Here is a 16,667-nt window from a genome sequence, read left to right on the forward strand (position 1 = left end):
CGACCCCGGGCGCCCCGCCCCCCCCCCCCGGCCCGGGTCGGCCGGCGCGTCCGGGGGCCCGTCCGGAGCCGGGCCGGCCGGCGCGTCCGGGGGCCGTTCGCTGGGCCGGCCGGCCGCCGCGCCCGGCTCGCGCGCCGACGGCCCGCCCCGTGGGCAGTTCCCGGGTCTCGGCCTCGCCGCCCGGCGCCCTCCCCGGCAGCGGAACGGCCTCGTAGCCGTCGGCGGGGTCCTCGGTCATCTCGCGGAACAGCTCCGCGAGGGCGTCGGTGTTGCGCGGCCGCAGGACCCGGATGGGCTCCAGGACCTGGCGGTCGTGCGGCTGTCCGGGTTCCTCCGGTGTCGGCACCTGGTCTCCCTCCCGTGGGTCCCCCGTCAGGGATACGGGCGCGCGGCCCGCCGGGTTCACCGGCGCCCCGCCCGGCGCGGCCCGCGGACCGGGCGACGGCACGAGGACGGCGGGGCTACTGCGCGAGGAAGTGGCGCAGCGAGCGGGTCGTCGCGGCGACGAAGGCGTCCCGTGCGTCCTCGTCGAGGGCGTCGAGGGAGAGGTAGGGGTTGAGGTCCTCCAGCTCCATCAGCAGCAGCTCGCCGTCCGGGGTGCGGCAGGCGTCGACGCGCTGGATGCCGTGCGCGAGGCCGTTCCAGTCGACGAAGCGGTGGGCGAACTCCAGGTCCCGCACGGTGGGCCGGTAGGGCTCGAGCTCCCAGCGACGGTCGGGGCGCGGCGCGTACAGGGCGTACTGGAAGTCGTGGTCGACGTAGTAGAAGGAGACCTCGTGGACGAAGTCGACGCACGGCTGCAGGAGGAGCGAGCCGTCGGCGACGGCTGGCAGGGCGTCGGGCGCGACGACCCGCAGGCCCGTGGAGTCGGCGCCGAGCCTGGGCTTGGCGACGTACCGCTCGGCCTCGGGCAGCCGGTGCAGGTCCTCGGCGCGGTCGACGGTGGGGATCACCGGGAAGCCCTCGGCGCTCAGCTCGAGGAGATACTCCTTGCCCGCCATGTCGGCGCGGCCGGTGAGCGGGTTGTAGACGCGCACGCCGTCGTGCAGCGCGCGCTCCCGGAAGGCCTCGTACTGCGCCCGGTAGCCCAGGACCGGTCCGCTGTTGCGGACGACGACGCCGTCGAAGGCGTGCATCAGCGCCGACGCGTCCAGCGGATGGCACAGAGCGAGATCGAAGTCCGCGCGCAGGCGGGACGAGAGGAAGACGTCCTCGTCGCCGTAGCGGCGCCCACGGGCCGGGTAGGCCAGGTCGGTGACGTAGAGGAGACGGGGGCGGGCGGCGGGCATGCGAGGTCTCCCGGTGGGCGGCGGAGCGGTGCGCAAAGGTTACGTCAGCGAAAGCGCGGCCGACCTGGCGGTACGGCTGCTGCGGGCGGGACTCGTGGGCGGCGACGGACGAAGGGGTCGTACGATGACAGGACCGTCGTTCTTTCTCCTGAAGGGCTCGCCGATCCCGTGACCACCGCAACACTTCTCGACGGCAAGGCCGCCGCGGCCGACATCAAGAGCGAACTCGCCCTGCGGGTACAGGCGTTGAAGGAACGCGGGGTCACCCCCGGGCTGGGCACGATCCTCGTCGGCGACGACGCGGGCAGCCGTTCCTACGTGGGCGGCAAGCACCGCGACTGCGCCCAGGTCGGCATCGCCTCGATCCGGGTGGAGCTGCCCTCCGACGCCTCCCAGGCCGACGTGGAGGCCGCGGTGCTCCGGCTGAACGCCGATCCGGCGTGCACCGGGTTCATCGTGCAGCTCCCGCTCCCGGCCCACATCGACACCCACGCGGTGCTGGAGCTGATCGACCCGGTCAAGGACGCCGACGGCCTGCACCCGACCAACCTGGGCCGCCTGGTGCTGGGCATCCCGGGCCCGCTGCCCTGCACCCCGCGCGGCATCATCGACCTGCTGCGCCGCAACCACGTGGCGATCACGGGGCAGCAGTTCTGCGTGATCGGCTGCGGCGTCACCGTGGGCCGGCCGCTGGGCCTGATGCTGACCCGCGCCACCGAGCACGCCACCGTGACCCTGTGCCACGAGGCCACGCAGGACACGGCCGCGCACGCCCGCGAGGCGGACGTGGTGGTGGCCGCCGCCGGAGTGGCCCACATGGTCCGCCCCGACTGGATCAAGCCGGGTGCGACCGTGCTGTCCGTGGGCCTCACGCGCACGGTCGAGGGCATCCTCGGCGACGTCCACCCGGACGTGAGCGACGTCGCCGGGTCCTTCGCGCCGCCCATCGGCGGCGTCGGACCGATGACGCGGGCGATGCTGCTCACCAACGTGGTCGAGGCTGCGGAGCGGCTCTGACCGACACCGATCCGGCACTCGGTTCCCCGTAAGAGGGAACCGAGTGCCATCGGCGTGGTTCAGGTGTTACGTTCCCGTCCATGAGCGCGACTGACAAGGCGCAGGCCAAGCCGCCCATGCGGGACGCCCTGGTCGCGGCGGCCTTCCGGCTGTTCCTGGAGCGGGGCTACGAACAGACCACCGTCGACGACATCGTGGCGCTCGCGGGGGTCGGCCGGCGGTCCTTCTTCCGCTACTTCCCCTCCAAGGAGGACGTGGTCTTCCCCGACCACGAGCGGTGCCTGGCCGACATGACGGCCTTCCTCGCCGCGAGCGGCGACCGCCACGAGCCGGTGCGACGGGTCTGCGACGCCGCCCGGCTCGTCCTGCTGATGTACGCGGAGAACCCCTCGTTCTCCGTGCAGCGCTACCGGCTCACCAAGCAGGTCCCGGGGCTGCGCGCGTACGAGCTCTCGGTGGTCTGGCGTTACGAGCGCGCCCTCGCCGAGTACCTGCGCGGCCGGTTCACCGGCCGGACGCACGGCACCCTGCACGCCGACGTGATCGCGGCCGCGGTGGTGGCCGCGCACAACAACGCCCTGCGCTCCTGGCTGCGTTCGGACGGCCGGGGCGACGCGACCGCGACCGTGGACCACGCCCTCGGGTTCGTGCAGTCGGCCTTCGGCGCTCCCCCGGCCCCCGCACCCGCCCCCGCCTTCGCGGCGGTGTCGCCCGCCGCCGAGCACCCGGAGGACGTCGTGGTGGTGGTCGCCCGGCGCGGAACGCCGCTGTGGCGTGTGGTGCGGGAGATCGAGACGACGCTCGAGCCGGACCGGACCCGGGGAGATTAGGGTACGCAGTGCCTTTACCTGTGACACTCAGTGCCATACGCTGTGGCCGTGCACGGCGGCACGGTCGACCGGGCACGTGCGTGCACGGGTGAACCGCGCACGTGGATTCCGGCCGAGTGCAGGGAGTTGACCCGCGTGTACCACCACTCAGGAACCGCCGTACAGCAGACCGTCCGCTCCGCGGCGGGCCTCCTCGACCGCCCGCGCGCCGACGGCGACACGATCCTCTTCCAGCGCTGCACCTGGTGCGCCACCACGATGTACCACCGCCTGCTGTGTCCGGTGTGCCAGGGCAGCGACCTGCGCACCGAGCGCAGCGAGGGCGCCGGGACGGTCCGCCACGCCACGGTCGTGCACCGCAACACCCCGGCCGCGCGCAATGTGTCGCTGGTCGAGATGGCCGAGGGGTTCGTCGTGCGCGGCCGGGTCATGGGCCCGCTCATCGGCATCCACAGCGGCGCCCGCGTCCGGCTGGCCACGGCCGAGGACCCGGTGCGCGGGGAGCCGGTCTTCCAGCTGCTCGACGAGCCGTACCGCGCCTGGCACTGAGCGCCGCACTTCACTCCGGTCGCCCGTGACCGGTTTCGTTCGCTCCGCGGGTGACCCTGGCCCCCGTCGTGCGGGCGGCCGAGGGCGAGACGCTGACCTGGCGGGTCTCGCTCTCCCGGGCCGCCGAGGCGCCGCTGCGGTACCTGCTGCGGTTGACGCCGGTCACCGACGGGGCCGAGCTGTCCACCAAGGACGTCGAACCGCAGTGGCTGTCGGACGTCTCGGGTCAGCAGCCCGACCCCGAACTCCCGCTGTCGCGGCTGGACGTGTACACCGGTCCGGAGTTCCCGGCCGGGGCCACGAGCGCCGAGTTCGGCATCCCGACGGTGAAGGACGACCTGGCCGAACCCCAGGAGTCGGTGCGCGTCACGAGCGACGACTGGACCGGGCCGATGCCGGACGCGCCGCATTCGACCGGAACGGTCGTGGACGCACCGTAGCGCGACCCCGACGGCAGGAGGGGCCACGGACCGTCCGGCGGTCCGTGCCCTTCGGCGCTCACAGGGTGATGCGGATGCCCACGGTCCCGTCCAGCCCCCGGCGCAGCCGGCTGCCCAGCAGGGTGAGCCGGCCGAGGACGCCGTACTTGCGGGCGAGCAGCGTGCGATAGCGGGCGGTGGTCTGCGCGTCGCAGATCTCGGCGGTGGCCGGGATCTGGTCGCCGGTCGGGTTGCCCCGAACGTCGCACGGGCCGACGAGGACGTCCCCGCGTGCTCTGATGCGCTTCACCTTCCAGGCGTCGGCGGCCGACCAGGCCCCGAGCGCGTCGCCGTCGCGCACCACCCACACAGGGGTGGAGACCGGCGTCCCGTTCTTGCGGTAGCTGGTGATCAGCAGGTATTTCCCCGCCGCCAGCCGGTCGAGCGACTCGTCGTCCATGGCCGCAGTCTAGGCACCCGGAGCCGCTTCACCACCTCGCCGGTATGCGCGTAACCGTCCGCCGCGGGCCGAGGCGGACGGCCTCAGCGAACGGCGGCGGCCATCCGCCGCACCGCTGCGGTGAGGATCTCCGGCGAGGTGGCCAGATTCAGCCGGACGTGCCCCGCTCCGCCCGTGCCGAAGTCCGGTCCGGGGCTGAGAGCCACCCGGCCGCGCTCCAGGAAAACCGCGGCGGGATCGTCCCCGAGGTCCAGGGCCCGGCAGTCGAGCCAGGCCAGGTAGGTCGCCCCAGCGGGCCGGTACCCGACGCCGGGCAGGTGCTCGGCGAGCAGAGCGGCGAGCAGACGGCGGTTGTCGTCGAGGCCGGCGAGCAGGGCGTCCAGCCAGGCCGTGCCCTCGGACAGGGCGGCGGTGTGCGCGAGGACGCCGACATGACTCGGCCCGTGGCCGACCTCCTCGGGCATCCGGGCGAGGTCGGCCGCCGCGTCGGGGCCCGCGATCGCCAGGGCCGCCTTGAGCCCGGCCAGGTTCCAGCCCTTGGAGGCCGACATCAGCGACAGCCCGCTCTGTGCGCCCGGGACGGCCAGATAGGGCACGAAGTCGCCGTCCGGGGCGGCGAGCGGTGCGTGGATCTCGTCGGCGACCACCCGCACGCCGTACCGGTCGGCGAGCGCGGCGACGGCGGCCAGTTCCCGGGCGGTGTGCACGGTGCCGGTCGGGTTGTGCGGGCTGCACAGCAGATGGGCGGCGCGCCCGCCGCCCTCGACGGCCCGCCGGTAGGCCTGCTCCAGCACGTCGAGGTCGAGCCGGCCGTCCGCGCCGAGGGGCGCCTCGGCGATGCGCCGGTCCATGTGCGCGACGAAAGCGAAGAACGGCGGATACACCGGAGGGTTGACCACCACGGCGTCGCCGGGGGCGGTGACCAGCTTCAGCATCTCGACGACGCCCAGCATCACGTCGGGCACGATCGCCGTCCGCTCGACCGCGAGCCCGTCCCAGCCCCACCGTCGGGCGGCGAACTCGGCCAGCGCCTGTGCGTAGGCCGTGCCCGACGGATAGCCGGTGTCGCCGAGTGCGAGGGCCCGCGTCACCGCCTGGACGATCGGCTCGGCGAGCGGCACGTCCATCTCGGCGACCCACAGCGGAAGGACGTCGGCCGGATGGGTCCGCCACTTCATGCTCGTGCGGCGGCGCAGCAGATCGAGCGTGAGGCCGTTCAGCGGATTCGGTTCACCTGGCGTCTCGTGCGGGATGCTGGTCATGGGCACAAGATAGGGGGCCGTGGTGTGACCTGGGATCACGTGAACGGGACGGTCGCGGCGGACGCCGCGGGCATCCGGGAGATCGCCTGCGACGAATCGGGCTCGGACGGCGAGAACCTCACCGGCGGCAACACGGATGTGTTCGCCCACGCCAGTGTGCTGCTGTCGGCCGAATCCGCCGCCGGGCACGTACAGGAGATCCGGAACCGGATCCGTTCGCCCGCCGAGGAGTACAAGGCGAACCATCTGCTGCGGGAGAAACACCGGGCCGTCCTGGAATGGCTGCTCTCCCCGTCGGGCCCGCTGCACGGGCGGGCCCATGTGCATCTGGTGGAGAAGCCCTTCTACATCGTGGACCGGGCCGTCGACCTGCTGCTGGACGATCCCGGGGCGGCCGTCGCCCTCTTCGGGGAAGGACGGCGGACGTTCACCGAAGAGGAATGGACGACCTTCCTGGAAGCGGCGAACCAGCTGCTGTGGGTGCGCCACGACGACGTGCGGGACGCGCCCGTGCCGCGCTTCTTCGACGTGGTCGACGTCCTGCGTCGCCGGTATCCGGGGACCCCGGCGACGGACCTTCTCGCGCGGATCGCGGAGGAGCGCCAGCGCGCCCTTTCCTATCGCGCCGTGATCCAGGACGGGCCGTTCGTGCTCGCCCCGGTCCTCAATCCGCTGCTCCCCTCGATCCTGCACACCGCGGCCCACTGGAGTGACGGCGGGCGTCCGGTGCGGCTGGCGCACGACCGCCAGAACATGCTCACCCCGGAGCGGATCGCCTGGATCGAGGGCGAGGCGCGACGACGCGGCATCCGGCTCGCGGGGCTCCGCCTGGTCGTCTCGCGGTTGGACGCCCGCGTCCAGCTCGCCGACTTCCTGGCGGGCATCGCCCGCCGCATCGCCTCGGACGAGCTCAACGGCCGGGGCGACCCGGCGCTCTCCGCGCTGCTGCGCCCGTACACCGGCGCGGCGGCCGTGTGGGGGGACGAGCGGAGCTGGGCACGGCTGGGGCCCGCGCGGGAGACGGGAGAACCGTCCTCTCCGGTCGACTCCCGCGTCCGGCGCTGACTTCGGGCGGTCGGCGGCTGAACGCTCCCGGGCTCCCGCGCGTATGGAGGTGAGGGTGCTCAACGACCGGAGGGCCCCGCGGTGTTGAGTCCGCGCGTTCAGGGTTTCGGGAGCCAGGCATGAGGCACGTACGACGACGGACCGTCCGGCGAGTGACACGGCTGGCGGCGGTCGGCGGACTTCTCCTGGGAGGAGCCATGGTCACGCAGGCCGCCATGGCGAGCGAGCCGCCCGGCACTGCGGCCGTTCCGCGCAGCGCGGCGGAGTCGGTCGTCACGAACCCGGGAGCGGCGCTCGTCGAGAAGTTCGGCACCGCGCGCACCGCCGGCACCTGGCTCGACTCCGAGGGGCGGCCGGTCGTCGGCGTCACCGACGAGAAGACGGCCGAGGCCGTGCGGGCGACGGGCGCCGTGGCCAAGGTCGTGTCGCACAGCATGAACGAGCTCAAGTCGGCCACGGCGGCGCTGCGTTCCGCTCCGCGGGTGGCCGGCACCGCATGGGTGATGGACTACCGGTCCAACCAGATCGTCGTGCAGGGCGACAGCACCGTGTCGTCCTCGGACTGGTCGAAGCTGACGCGCACGGCCGGCGGTATCGGCAGCTTCGTCCGCATGGAGCGCACCACCGGCACGTTCACCACCCGGATCAACGGGGCACAGCCCATCCTTTCGACCGGCGGGCGCTGTTCGGCCGGCTTCAACGTGACCAACGGGAGCAGCGACTTCATCCTCACCGCCGGGCACTGCGGGCCCACCGGGTCGACCTGGTTCGCCGACAACCAGGCCAAGCAGCAGGTGGGCCAGACGGTCAACTCCACTTTCCCCGGCAACGACTTCTCCCTGGTGCAGTACGCGAGCGGCAAGGCGGGGGCGAGCGCCGACGTCGTCGCCATCGGCAACGGCAACGGGGTGCGGATCACGGGCACCGCCGACGCGGCCGTGGGCCAGCGGGTGTTCCGCAGCGGCAGCACCAGCGGGCTGCGCGACGGCGAGGTGACCGGCCTGGACGCCACGGTGAACTACCCGGAGGGCACGGTCGGCGGACTCATCGAGACGACCGTGTGCGCCGAGCCCGGCGACAGCGGCGGCCCCATGTTCTCCGAGGGCATCGCCCTCGGCATCACCTCGGGCGGCAGCGGCGACTGCAAGACCGGCGGCACCACGTTCTTCCAGCCGGTGAACAGCGCCTTGGCCCAGCTGGGCGTCCAGCTGATCGTGGCGGCGCCGTCCGACAACGCCCAGGGCGGCACGGCCACCTCGTCGGCCGAGCCCGCGCCGGCCGCCACCAACACCCAGGCGGCGGTCTCCCCGGGATCGGCCTCGCCGGGCTCGACCGCCCCGGTGACCGGTGTCGGCGACAGCGCGACCCTCGCCTCCCGGCTCACCGATCCGAAGAACATCGGTCCCGGTCTGCTGGTCCTGGCGGGCAGCATGGTCGCTCTGGTCGCGACCCGGTACATCCGCGCCGAACAGGACCGCAAGGCCTATCAGCGGTACTACTCGGCGACCTGGGGCTGAGCCGGCCTAGCGCCGGGGGGCTCGCGCCGGACACGGCGGAGCCCCCCGGTTCGGACGAAGTCCGGAGCCGGGGGGCGATGAGACCGTGAGACGAGGGCGAGGCCGGTGGGCGAAGACCGACGATGCGTCGGGGGGCGCAGGCGCCGGGGCGGAGCGGCCCCGTGGTCGGGAGGCGGTCAGGCCGCCTCGACGGGCTGCGGTGCGGCGGCCCACTCGAGGACGAGCCGCTGGTACTCCTCACGCTGCTCGACGCTCAGTGTCCCGCCGGACCGGAGCCACAGGGCCCTGATCTCCTCGTTGACCTCCGCGGCCGATCGCTCGGTGAGGGTTCCAACAGTGGTGGACATGTGGTGAATCTTACGGCGTCCGAGGTGAAGGCCACGTGAGTCATCACGAATAAATCAGACATATCGGACGTGTTGCTGATCACGTCCGTCTGTCAACCCCCGCGGCACAGTTCAGCCCTGCGCTGAGCCGGGCACCGGCACCGCATCCGGATCGGGATCGGGGCCCCATCCGGATCACCGGCACGAGGCCGCGCCGAGGCCGTACCGCGTGACGCGGCACGGCCCCACGGCTCACGTGCCCGGCTTGCGTCCGTACACGAAGACGTCGTCGCCGTTCTTGAGCAGCGACCAGTACTTCTTGGCGGTCGTGTTCGTCATGTTGACGCAGCCGTGCGAGCCCGGCGGGTTCCACATGCTGACGCCGACCGAGTGGAACGCCTGGCCGCCGTCGAAGAACTGGCTGTAGGGCATGGGCACGTTGTAGATGGTCGACACGTGGTCGATGTGCCGCCAGTAGATCTTCTTCAGACCCGTGCGGGTCTCGTAGCCGTCGCGGCCGGTACGCACGGGCACCGGGCCGTAGACCAGACGGCTGCCGTCCTGGATCCAGCTGATCTGGAGGGTGAGGTTGACGCAGGCGATGCGGCCCTTGTTGGTGGGGCACTTGCCCGCCTTGTTGGGCTTGTTGCCGACCGCCTTCTGCTTGTTCATCAGGTCCATCACGCCCCAGGTGACGGGCCCGGCGTAGCCGATGTTCGGCGTGATGCCGTGCTTGTTCTGGAACGCGCGGATCGCCGAACAGTCGGCGCCCGACTGCTTGCCGTCGACGGGCCGGCCGAGGAACTTCTCCACCTGCTTCTGGTACGGCCCGGCCGACGTCGTGCAACCCGCGGCCTGGGCCGGCGCCGCGCCCAACGCCAGCGTCAGCGGCGCGACCAGCCCGGTGATCCCGAGCACGACCGCCCCTCGTCTGCGTATGTCCCCCATGACCCGCCCTCTCCCTGACACTGTTCTCGCGATTTCGTCAACGTAGACCGGACGGCGGGCGCCATGGTTGTGGTAGGCGGCGGTCTGTGACGAAACAGTGAACTTCCGGACCGTCAGATGAAGTGAAATGATCTGACGGTCCGTTGAGCGTCACCGTGTCACCAGAAGGGGCTTCGTGCGGATATGTCCGCGTTCCTCCAGCAGCTTCCCGCCCTCCTGGGCGTCGTCGTCGGCGCCCTCGGCTCGTATCTCGCCCTCGTGCGCAGCGACCGGGCCAGGTTCGCTCGCGAGCGGTCGGCGCGGTGGGAGGAGCGGCGGCTGTCGGTGTACGCCGAGTACGCGCGGGCGGTGAAGAAGTCGGTGAACCTGATGTACCGCGTCGCCTCGCACCTGGGCAACGACCCGCACCCCTACCCGCTGTCCCCGCAGGAGGCCGAGCCGCAGCTGGCGCAGGCCACCGACGGACGTGATCCGGCCGGGGAGGCGCTGGTCATGCTGGGCAGCCGCGACGTGGTGGAGCGGGCGCGGACGTGGGTGACCGTGGTGATGGACATGGAGGGCTTCCTGCGCGAGGGAACACGCGATCCGCAGGCCTGGCAGGCGCTGCTGGAGCGGCAGCGCGCCGGCCGCGAGGGCTACTACTCGGCCGTGCGCGAGGACCTCGACCTGCCGCCGGGTCACCCGGCGCGCTGGCCGACGATGCCGGTGCCGCCGGCGGCGTGACCGCTCAGCGGTAGCCGGTCGTGTCGGCCGGCTTCCCCGCGTCCTGCACCTCGACGAGATAGCGCCAGGCGTCCGGACGGCTCCCGTCGAGGTCGGTGAAGCCGTACTCCGGGGCGAGGCCGCCGCTGGACAGCGACTGTCCGTTGCGGCGGGCGACGTCCGGGTCGGCGGCGAGCGCGGCGACGGCCCGGCCGACGTAGCGGGGGGTCTCCGAGATGGCGAAGTGCGGAACCCGGTCGAGGGCGTCGCGCCAGTTGTCCTCGCGGACGCCGAACTGCTCGAGCATCAGCTCCGAGCGCAGCCAGCCGGGGGTGAGCGCCACGGCGGCGGCCCCCCGGGGCCCGATCTCGTGGGCCAGAGCGAAGGCCATGCGCAGGACGGAGGCCTTGGCGAGGTCGTAGAAGAAGTTCACGCGGTAGGTGTCGCGGTTGTACTCGGCGGTGCCGTCGGTCATCTCGACGACCAGTCCGCCCGGCGTGCGCAGCAGGAGCGGCAGGGCGTGGTGGCTGGTGACGGCGTGGGTCTCGACGGCCAGCCGCAGCAGCCGCAGTCCCTTGTCGAGGTCGTGCTCCCAGACGGGGGTGTCCCATTCGAAGAGCTTCTCGCCGCCCCAGATGTCGTTGACCAGGACGTCGAGGCGGCCCTGCTCGTCCGCGATCCGCGCGACGAGGGCCCGCACCTGCGCCGGGTCGAGGTGATCGGTGGGCACGGCGACGCCCCGGCCGCCGGCCTCGGTGACCAGGTCGGCGGTGTCCTCGACGGTCTCGGGGCGGTCGTACTCGGAGCGCCGGTCGCGGGTGGTGCGCCCGGTCACGTAGACGGTGGCCCCTGCCGCGCCGAGCTCCACCGCGATACCGCGTCCGGCGCCCCGGGTCGCTCCCGCGACCAGGGCGACCCGGCCCTCCAACGGTCCTGACATGTTCTGCCTCCCGGCTCCTCGGTGTGGGGTGTCACTGCGAGGATTCCGGGAAATCCGGACGTCTGCTGTCGCCTTTCGGCAGACCTCACCCGGCCGGGCTCAGCCGGTGGCCGGGCTCAGCCGCTCGTCCAGTGCGTCGTCGTCCGCCAGGAACCACAGCTGGCTGCCGCGGTTCGCCTCCCGTACGAAGTCCCGCAGCGCGGAGCTCTCGGCGAGCTGCCGGGAGACGTCTCCGACGACGGCCAGCCGTATCCGGTAGTTCACGAACTTCTGCACGACCGCGCCGGCGACCCCGGACCGCAGCCGGAAGAAGTCGTCCCCGATCCGTTCCGCGGGCACGGCCACGAGCTGGGCGTCCTGGCCGAACGCGTCGCCGATCAGGTCGAGTGCGGCGCGCTCCCCGTCGAGCGGTGGGCCGTCGGGGGCGCACCGCAGGACGCGGGTGCCGTGCAGGTTCAGGAGGGTGCCGGTCATACCGGTGAGACTACGGCCGTCCGGCATGCTGCACCGGTTCTTTTCGCGTCAGTGGCCCCGGGCGATCCACTCCTGGAGGTGGGGCGCCTCGGCGCCGATGGTGGTCGCGTCGCCGTGCCCGGTCAGCACCTTCGTCTCGGGCGGGAGAGCGAGCAGCCGGTCCCTGATGGAGGCGATGATCGTCGGGAAGTGGCTGTAGGAACGGCCGGTGGCGCCGGGACCGCCCTGGAAGAGGGTGTCGCCGGTGAACAGCACGCCCAGTCCGGGCTCGTGGAGGCAGACCGCGCCCGGTGCGTGCCCAGGGGTGTGCAGCACGGTGAGGTCGGCGCCGGCCGCCTCGATGACCTGGCCGTCGACCAGGTGGGCGTCCGGTTCGCGGTCCGGGTGGGTGAGCTTCCACAGCGGCAGGTCGTCGGGGTGCAGCCAGATCGTGGCGCCGGTCGCGTCGGCGAGGGCGGGCGCGGCGGAGACGTGGTCGTTGTGGGCGTGGGTGCACACGATGCCCGTCAGCCGTCGCCCGCCGAGGGCGGCGAGGATCGCGTCGGCGTCGTGCGCCGCGTCGATGACGATCGCCTCGTGGTCGTCGCCGACGATCCACACGTTGTTGTCGACGTCCCAGGTGCCGCCGTCCAGGCTGAACTGGCCGGAGGTGACGAGGCGTTCGATGCGCGCGGCCATCACAGCACCACCACCGAACGCAGGACGCCCCCGTGGTGCATCCGCTCGAACGCCTTCTCCACCTCGTCCAGCCGGATGGTCTCGGTGACGAACGCGCCCAGGTCCAGGCGGCCCTGCAGATGCAGGTCGATCAGCATCGGGAAGTCACGTGAGGGCAGACAGTCTCCGTACCAGGACGACTTCAGCGCCCCGCCGCGGCCGAACACGTCCAGCAGCGGGAGTTCGAGCTTCATCTCGGGTGTGGGGACGCCGACGAGGACGACCGTGCCGGCGAGATCGCGGGCGTAGAAGGCCTGACGGTACGTCTCCGGGCGGCCGACCGCCTCGATGACGACGTCGGCGCCGAAGCCGCCGGTCAGCTCCCGGATCGCCTCGACCGGGTCGCTCTCCTTGGAGTTCACGGTGTGCGTGGCGCCCATCTCGCGGGCCTTGGCCAGCTTGCGGTCGTCGATGTCCACAGCGATGATCTTCGCCGCACCGGCCAGCCGCGACCCGGCGACCGCCGCGTCGCCGACACCGCCGCAGCCGATGACGGCCACGCTGTCGCCGCGCCCGACGTTGCCGGTGTTGATCGCGGCGCCGATGCCCGCCATCACCCCGCACCCGAGCAGCCCCGCCACGGACGCCGACACCGAGGCGTCCACCTTGGTGCACTGGCCGGCCGCCACCAGCGTCTTCTCCGCGAAGGCGCCGATCCCGAGGGCCGGCGACAGCTCCGTGCCGTCCAGCAGGGTCATCCGCTGTGTCGCGTTGTGGGTGTCGAAGCAGTACCACGGCCTGCCCCGCAGGCAGGCCCGGCACTGGCCGCACACCGCCCGCCAGTTCAGGATCACGAAGTCGCCCGGCGCGACGTCCGTGACGCCCTCGCCGACGGACTCGACCACGCCCGCGGCCTCGTGCCCGAGCAGGAAGGGGAACTCGTCGTTGATCCCGCCCTGCTTGTAGTGCAGATCGGTGTGGCAGACCCCGCAGGCCTGGATCTGCACCACCGCCTCGCCCGGACCCGGATCCGGGATCACGATCGTCTCCACCCGCACCGGCTCGTCCCGGCCCGGTGCGATCACTCCGCGTACTTCCTGCGGCATGGCGCTGCCCTTTCGTCGGCGGTCATCCGTCCCTGTGCCGACCCTACGCTCGACTGATCGCCGCGGAGCACGGACGCCGGCACCGCGCGGGCCGCGTCCGACGTCCTGAACACGCCCTTTCCCGGCCGTCCGCCCCGCCGGCCGACGTAGCCTGAGGGCTCCGACCGAGCCCCGAGGAGCCCCGTGACCATCGCCCAGGCGGCCGACGACGACCGACCCACGTGGCGCCTGCTGCTCGACTACGTGCGCCCGCATCGCCGGACCCTGCTCGCGGGGGCGACCCTCTCGCTCGTCACCGGAGCCACCGGACTGCTGCTGCCGCTGGTGGCACGGAACCTGATCGACGACCTCGGCCACGACCGCGCGATATCGGGCGCGTTGCTCGCCCTGACGGCATTGGTCGTCGCCAACTCCGTGGTGGGCGCGCTGGGTTCGTATGTCCTGCAGCGCACGGCGGAGTCGGTGGTGCTCGGCGCGCGGCGGGCGCTGTCCTCGTATCTGCTGCGGCTGCGCGTCACGGCCGTGGACCGCACCGAGCCCGGCGACCTGATGGCCCGCATCACCTCCGACACGACCCTGCTGCGGGAGGTCACCACGGACTCGCTGGTGGGCCTCGGCACCGGCGGGCTCACGCTGGTCGCCACCGTCGTGATGATGGCTCTGGTGGACCCGGTGCTGCTGGGCGTCACGCTGGCCGTGATCCTGTGCGCGGGCACGGTTCTCGGTGTGATCGTGCCCCGCATCAACCGGGCCAGCCGCCGGGCCCAGGACGCGGTGGGCGTGATGGGGGCCTCGCTGGAGCGGGTCCTCGGCGCGCTGCGCACCGTGAAGGCCTCGGGAGCCGAGGCCCGCGAGGAGGCGACGCTGCACGCGGCCGCCGAGGAGTCCTGGCGGCAGAGCGTGCGCGCCGCGAAGTGGTCGGCTGCGGCCGGCAACACGGCCGGCCTCGCCATGCAGACCGCCTTCATCACCGTCCTCGCGGTGGGCGGCGCCCGGGTCGCGACCGGCGCGATCCAGATCGGCACGCTGGTGGCGTTCCTGCTGTACGTCTTCTACCTGATGTCGCCGATCCAGCAGGTCGTCGGCGCGATCACGCAGTACCAGACGGGTTCCGCAGCGCTGAGCCGGATACAGGAGGCCCTGCGGCTGCCCGCCGAGCCGGCGTCGTCCGGGCCCGTGCCGCTGCCGGCGCCCTCCGCCGAACCGGCCGCCGTCGCCTTCACCGACGTCCGGTTCCGCTACGCCGACGACCTGCCGTACGTCCATCACGGGGTGTCGTTCGCGGTGCCGGCCCGGGGCATGACCGCGTTCGTCGGACCGTCGGGCGCGGGCAAGACCACGGTGTTCTCGCTCATCGAGCGGTTCTACGACCCCGAGTCCGGCGTGATCGCCCTCGACGGCCTCGACGTGGCCGACTGGGAGCTGTCGCGGCTGCGTTCCGCCATCGGCTACGTCGAGCAGGACGCGCCCGTGCTGTCGGGTTCGCTCCGCGACAACCTGCTGCTGGGCAACGCGGAGGCGGACGAGGACGCGGTGCGCGGGGTGCTGAAGACGACCCGGCTCGAGGAACTGGTCGCCCGGCTGCCGCAGGGGCTCGAGACCCTGGTCGGGCACCGGGGGACCAAGCTGTCCGGCGGTGAGCGCCAGCGGGTGGCCATCGCCCGCGCCCTGCTGCGCCGGCCTCGGCTGCTCCTGCTCGACGAGGCCACCTCCCAGCTGGACGCGGTGAACGAGGCCGCGCTGCGCGACACCGTGGCCGAGGTCGCCCGGACGACGACCGTCCTCGTCGTGGCCCACCGGCTGTCGACGGTCACGATGGCCGACCGGATCGTCGTCATGGACGCGGGCCGGGTCCGGGCGGTGGGCACGCACCGCGAACTGGTGGCGGGCGATCCGCTGTACGCCGAGCTCGCGGCGACCCAGTTCCTCGCGACGGTCGAGTGAGCCGGCCGCGGGGAGAGGCGGGCGCTCAGGCCTCGATCGCGGGCAGCAGCCCGGTGACGGGGGCGGCGAGGTCGGTGATCTGGTGCAGCTCGCTCAGCTGCTGGAGCTGGGTGACCTTGCCGACTTCGTGCAGCTGCCGGGAGACGGGCGGGAGTTCGGAGCGGTGCTCCTCCGGGATCTGGGAGGTCGCGAGCGAGTCCAGCGCGGTCATCGGGTTGATCCGGCCGGCGTCCGGGGCGTCGGCCGCGTTCGCCATGGGCGCCGCGAGGCCCGTGACCCCGGCGGCGAGGACGGCGAGAGCGGCGATGCGTCGAGTGGAGATCATGCCCTCAGCAACGCCGCGACCGGTCCGGCGGACACGGGCGGACGGTCGCGCTCACCCGACAGGTGGAGCGCGGCCGCTGCGCTTGCCGAGCCGGGCTCGGCGGAGGAGTCTCGAAGGTGAGGGCCCGGCGGCGCCTCTCCCCTCGGCCGCTGCCCTCCGAGGAGGTCACCATGGGCACCGCGGCAGGCTCCGCCTTCGACACCGAGGCGCTGCGCCAGGGCATTGAAGGACAGACCGCGGCGACACTTCTGTCGCTCTACGCCGACGACGCCGAACTGCGGCTCGTCGACCACAACACCCAGCCGAGCAAGCCCCGTGTGCTGCACGGCAGGGACGAGATCGCCCAGCTGCTGGACGACGTCTACAGCCGGGACATGACCCACAAGCTGGAGGAGTGCATCGTCCAGGGCGACCGTGCGGCCTACAGCGAGTCGTGCCGGTACCCGGACGGCGTGCGCGTGCTCGCCGAGTCGATGATCACCCTGCGCGACGGCAAGATCGTCGAGCAGACGATGATCCAGGCATGGGACGAGTAGGGAGGAAGACCGCCGGGGTCCAGGTCACCTCACGGCTGACCTGGACCTTTTCGGTCCGTGCGGGGCTGGGCCGGTCGCGTGCGTCGCGGCCCGCGCTCTCGGGCCCGGTCATCGCGGTCGGCCGGCGTGCGACCGTCGCCCTGCTGCGGACGGCCCTGGGGGCGGCCCGCCGGCGCCCGCTCCCGCCGGCGCCCGCCACGGTCCGCCGGCGCCACGGCCGACGCCGGTGAACGACGGTGGGGCGGGTGTGGTCCCGCCCGGGCCTGAGGCGGGTCCGACGGGTGAGGCGTCCTGACGCGAC

19 protein-coding genes and 1 pseudogene are annotated in these 16,667 nt (G+C 72.8%); 9 read left to right on the plus strand and 11 right to left on the minus strand.

What is annotated here, in order from left to right; translation table 11 throughout:
* Together ACN6LD_RS39395 and ACN6LD_RS39400 are read right to left on the minus strand one after the other, a co-directional pair.
* Positions 1-346 (minus strand): annotated as a pseudogene (locus ACN6LD_RS39395) (peptidoglycan-binding protein); the annotation flags it as partial.
* Positions 347-461: 115 nt separating this feature from the next.
* Positions 462-1,289, minus strand: a complete 828-nt coding sequence (locus ACN6LD_RS39400) for a hypothetical protein (RefSeq protein ID WP_445045656.1) — start codon at positions 1,287-1,289, stop codon at positions 462-464.
* A gap of 168 nt (positions 1,290-1,457) precedes the next feature.
* Between ACN6LD_RS39400 and ACN6LD_RS39405 the strand changes: the two genes are divergently transcribed.
* The 4 genes from ACN6LD_RS39405 to ACN6LD_RS39420 all read left to right on the plus strand — a co-directional run bounded on the left by ACN6LD_RS39405 (position 1,458) and on the right by ACN6LD_RS39420 (position 4,125).
* Positions 1,458-2,306, plus strand: a complete 849-nt coding sequence (locus ACN6LD_RS39405; RefSeq protein ID WP_319198459.1) for a bifunctional methylenetetrahydrofolate dehydrogenase/methenyltetrahydrofolate cyclohydrolase — start codon at positions 1,458-1,460, stop codon at positions 2,304-2,306.
* Positions 2,307-2,422: 116 nt separating this feature from the next.
* The gene (locus ACN6LD_RS39410; protein ID WP_445045662.1) at positions 2,423-3,136 is read left to right on the plus strand and encodes a TetR family transcriptional regulator; all 714 of its coding nucleotides are present in this window, start codon (positions 2,423-2,425) and stop codon (positions 3,134-3,136) included.
* Between the two features lie 135 nt (positions 3,137-3,271).
* Positions 3,272-3,685 (plus strand): Zn-ribbon domain-containing OB-fold protein, encoded by a 414-nt coding sequence (locus ACN6LD_RS39415; protein WP_319190154.1) that lies wholly within the window; start codon positions 3,272-3,274, stop codon positions 3,683-3,685.
* A gap of 50 nt (positions 3,686-3,735) precedes the next feature.
* Entirely contained in the window at positions 3,736-4,125 is a 390-nt protein-coding gene (locus ACN6LD_RS39420; protein ID WP_445045657.1) for a hypothetical protein, read from the plus strand.
* 58 nt (positions 4,126-4,183) lie between these two features.
* On the opposite strand, the gene ACN6LD_RS39425 is transcribed toward ACN6LD_RS39420, so the two are convergent.
* Together ACN6LD_RS39425 and ACN6LD_RS39430 are read right to left on the minus strand one after the other, a co-directional pair.
* Positions 4,184-4,564, minus strand: coding sequence for a PPOX class F420-dependent oxidoreductase (locus ACN6LD_RS39425; RefSeq protein ID WP_319190158.1), 381 nt, complete (start codon positions 4,562-4,564; stop codon positions 4,184-4,186).
* An 83-nt stretch (positions 4,565-4,647) separates the two neighbouring features.
* Positions 4,648-5,826 carry a MalY/PatB family protein gene (locus ACN6LD_RS39430; RefSeq protein WP_445045658.1) on the minus strand — a complete coding sequence of 393 codons (1,179 nt, stop codon included), beginning with the start codon at positions 5,824-5,826 and terminating at the stop codon, positions 4,648-4,650.
* 24 nt (positions 5,827-5,850) lie between these two features.
* Between ACN6LD_RS39430 and ACN6LD_RS39435 the strand changes: the two genes are divergently transcribed.
* Positions 5,851-6,891: a hypothetical protein gene (locus tag ACN6LD_RS39435; RefSeq protein WP_319190161.1), complete on the plus strand. Its 1,041-nt coding sequence runs from the start codon at positions 5,851-5,853 to the stop codon at positions 6,889-6,891.
* Between the two features lie 119 nt (positions 6,892-7,010).
* Positions 7,011-8,408 (plus strand): S1 family peptidase, encoded by a 1,398-nt coding sequence (locus tag ACN6LD_RS39440; RefSeq protein ID WP_319190163.1) that lies wholly within the window; start codon positions 7,011-7,013, stop codon positions 8,406-8,408.
* Between the two features lie 176 nt (positions 8,409-8,584).
* Here ACN6LD_RS39440 and ACN6LD_RS39445 read toward each other — a convergent pair whose 3' ends face one another.
* Together ACN6LD_RS39445 and ACN6LD_RS39450 are read right to left on the minus strand one after the other, a co-directional pair.
* Positions 8,585-8,755 (minus strand): hypothetical protein, encoded by a 171-nt coding sequence (locus ACN6LD_RS39445; protein WP_107105174.1) that lies wholly within the window; start codon positions 8,753-8,755, stop codon positions 8,585-8,587.
* Positions 8,756-8,986: 231 nt separating this feature from the next.
* Positions 8,987-9,682, minus strand: a complete 696-nt coding sequence (locus ACN6LD_RS39450) for a L,D-transpeptidase family protein (protein ID WP_319190165.1) — start codon at positions 9,680-9,682, stop codon at positions 8,987-8,989.
* A 183-nt stretch (positions 9,683-9,865) separates the two neighbouring features.
* On the opposite strand from ACN6LD_RS39450, the gene ACN6LD_RS39455 reads away from it, so the two are divergent.
* Positions 9,866-10,405 carry a hypothetical protein gene (locus ACN6LD_RS39455; protein WP_445045659.1) on the plus strand — a complete coding sequence of 180 codons (540 nt, stop codon included), beginning with the start codon at positions 9,866-9,868 and terminating at the stop codon, positions 10,403-10,405.
* Positions 10,406-10,409: 4 nt separating this feature from the next.
* On the opposite strand, the gene ACN6LD_RS39460 is transcribed toward ACN6LD_RS39455, so the two are convergent.
* The 4 genes from ACN6LD_RS39460 to ACN6LD_RS39475 all read right to left on the minus strand — a co-directional run bounded on the left by ACN6LD_RS39460 (position 10,410) and on the right by ACN6LD_RS39475 (position 13,561).
* Entirely contained in the window at positions 10,410-11,324 is a 915-nt protein-coding gene (locus tag ACN6LD_RS39460) for an SDR family oxidoreductase (RefSeq protein ID WP_445045660.1), read from the minus strand.
* Between the two features lie 99 nt (positions 11,325-11,423).
* Complete coding sequence (locus ACN6LD_RS39465) at positions 11,424-11,798, minus strand: DUF4180 domain-containing protein (protein WP_319190169.1); 375 nt, start codon at positions 11,796-11,798, stop codon at positions 11,424-11,426.
* A 48-nt stretch (positions 11,799-11,846) separates the two neighbouring features.
* A complete protein-coding gene (locus tag ACN6LD_RS39470; RefSeq protein ID WP_319190171.1) occupies positions 11,847-12,476 on the minus strand; it encodes an MBL fold metallo-hydrolase in 630 nt (209 codons plus the stop codon).
* A complete protein-coding gene (locus ACN6LD_RS39475) occupies positions 12,476-13,561 on the minus strand; it encodes an S-(hydroxymethyl)mycothiol dehydrogenase (protein WP_445045661.1) in 1,086 nt (361 codons plus the stop codon). The genes ACN6LD_RS39470 and ACN6LD_RS39475 overlap by 1 nt, the downstream gene beginning before the upstream one ends.
* Before the next feature lie 189 nt (positions 13,562-13,750).
* Here ACN6LD_RS39475 and ACN6LD_RS39480 point away from each other — a divergent pair, with 189 nt between their 5' ends.
* Positions 13,751-15,505 (plus strand): ABC transporter ATP-binding protein, encoded by a 1,755-nt coding sequence (locus ACN6LD_RS39480; protein ID WP_415924877.1) that lies wholly within the window; start codon positions 13,751-13,753, stop codon positions 15,503-15,505.
* Between the two features lie 25 nt (positions 15,506-15,530).
* Here ACN6LD_RS39480 and ACN6LD_RS39485 read toward each other — a convergent pair whose 3' ends face one another.
* Positions 15,531-15,830 carry a hypothetical protein gene (locus ACN6LD_RS39485; protein WP_319190176.1) on the minus strand — a complete coding sequence of 100 codons (300 nt, stop codon included), beginning with the start codon at positions 15,828-15,830 and terminating at the stop codon, positions 15,531-15,533.
* 170 nt (positions 15,831-16,000) lie between these two features.
* Here ACN6LD_RS39485 and ACN6LD_RS39490 point away from each other — a divergent pair, with 170 nt between their 5' ends.
* The gene (locus ACN6LD_RS39490) at positions 16,001-16,366 is read left to right on the plus strand and encodes a nuclear transport factor 2 family protein (protein ID WP_057577438.1); all 366 of its coding nucleotides are present in this window, start codon (positions 16,001-16,003) and stop codon (positions 16,364-16,366) included.
* Positions 16,367-16,667 lie beyond the last annotated feature (301 nt).

This window comes from Streptomyces sp. SAS_272 (assembly GCF_052543235.1).

What these genes read in the sequence shown, in the direction of transcription:
- ACN6LD_RS39490 (WP_057577438.1), top strand. Translation starts at nt 16,001, where the DNA reads ATGGGCACCGCGGCAGGCTCCGCCTTCGACACCGAGGCGCTGCGCCAG.
- ACN6LD_RS39430 (WP_445045658.1), bottom strand. Translation starts at nt 5,826, where the DNA reads ATGACCAGCATCCCGCACGAGACGCCAGGTGAACCGAATCCGCTGAAC.
- ACN6LD_RS39475 (WP_445045661.1), bottom strand. Translation starts at nt 13,561, where the DNA reads ATGCCGCAGGAAGTACGCGGAGTGATCGCACCGGGCCGGGACGAGCCG.
- ACN6LD_RS39465 (WP_319190169.1), bottom strand. Translation starts at nt 11,798, where the DNA reads ATGACCGGCACCCTCCTGAACCTGCACGGCACCCGCGTCCTGCGGTGC.
- ACN6LD_RS39410 (WP_445045662.1), top strand. Translation starts at nt 2,423, where the DNA reads ATGCGGGACGCCCTGGTCGCGGCGGCCTTCCGGCTGTTCCTGGAGCGG.
- ACN6LD_RS39400 (WP_445045656.1), bottom strand. Translation starts at nt 1,289, where the DNA reads ATGCCCGCCGCCCGCCCCCGTCTCCTCTACGTCACCGACCTGGCCTAC.
- ACN6LD_RS39445 (WP_107105174.1), bottom strand. Translation starts at nt 8,755, where the DNA reads ATGTCCACCACTGTTGGAACCCTCACCGAGCGATCGGCCGCGGAGGTC.
- ACN6LD_RS39425 (WP_319190158.1), bottom strand. Translation starts at nt 4,564, where the DNA reads ATGGACGACGAGTCGCTCGACCGGCTGGCGGCGGGGAAATACCTGCTG.
- ACN6LD_RS39455 (WP_445045659.1), top strand. Translation starts at nt 9,866, where the DNA reads ATGTCCGCGTTCCTCCAGCAGCTTCCCGCCCTCCTGGGCGTCGTCGTC.
- ACN6LD_RS39460 (WP_445045660.1), bottom strand. Translation starts at nt 11,324, where the DNA reads ATGTCAGGACCGTTGGAGGGCCGGGTCGCCCTGGTCGCGGGAGCGACC.
- ACN6LD_RS39450 (WP_319190165.1), bottom strand. Translation starts at nt 9,682, where the DNA reads ATGGGGGACATACGCAGACGAGGGGCGGTCGTGCTCGGGATCACCGGG.
- ACN6LD_RS39470 (WP_319190171.1), bottom strand. Translation starts at nt 12,476, where the DNA reads ATGGCCGCGCGCATCGAACGCCTCGTCACCTCCGGCCAGTTCAGCCTG.
- ACN6LD_RS39485 (WP_319190176.1), bottom strand. Translation starts at nt 15,830, where the DNA reads ATGATCTCCACTCGACGCATCGCCGCTCTCGCCGTCCTCGCCGCCGGG.
- ACN6LD_RS39440 (WP_319190163.1), top strand. Translation starts at nt 7,011, where the DNA reads ATGAGGCACGTACGACGACGGACCGTCCGGCGAGTGACACGGCTGGCG.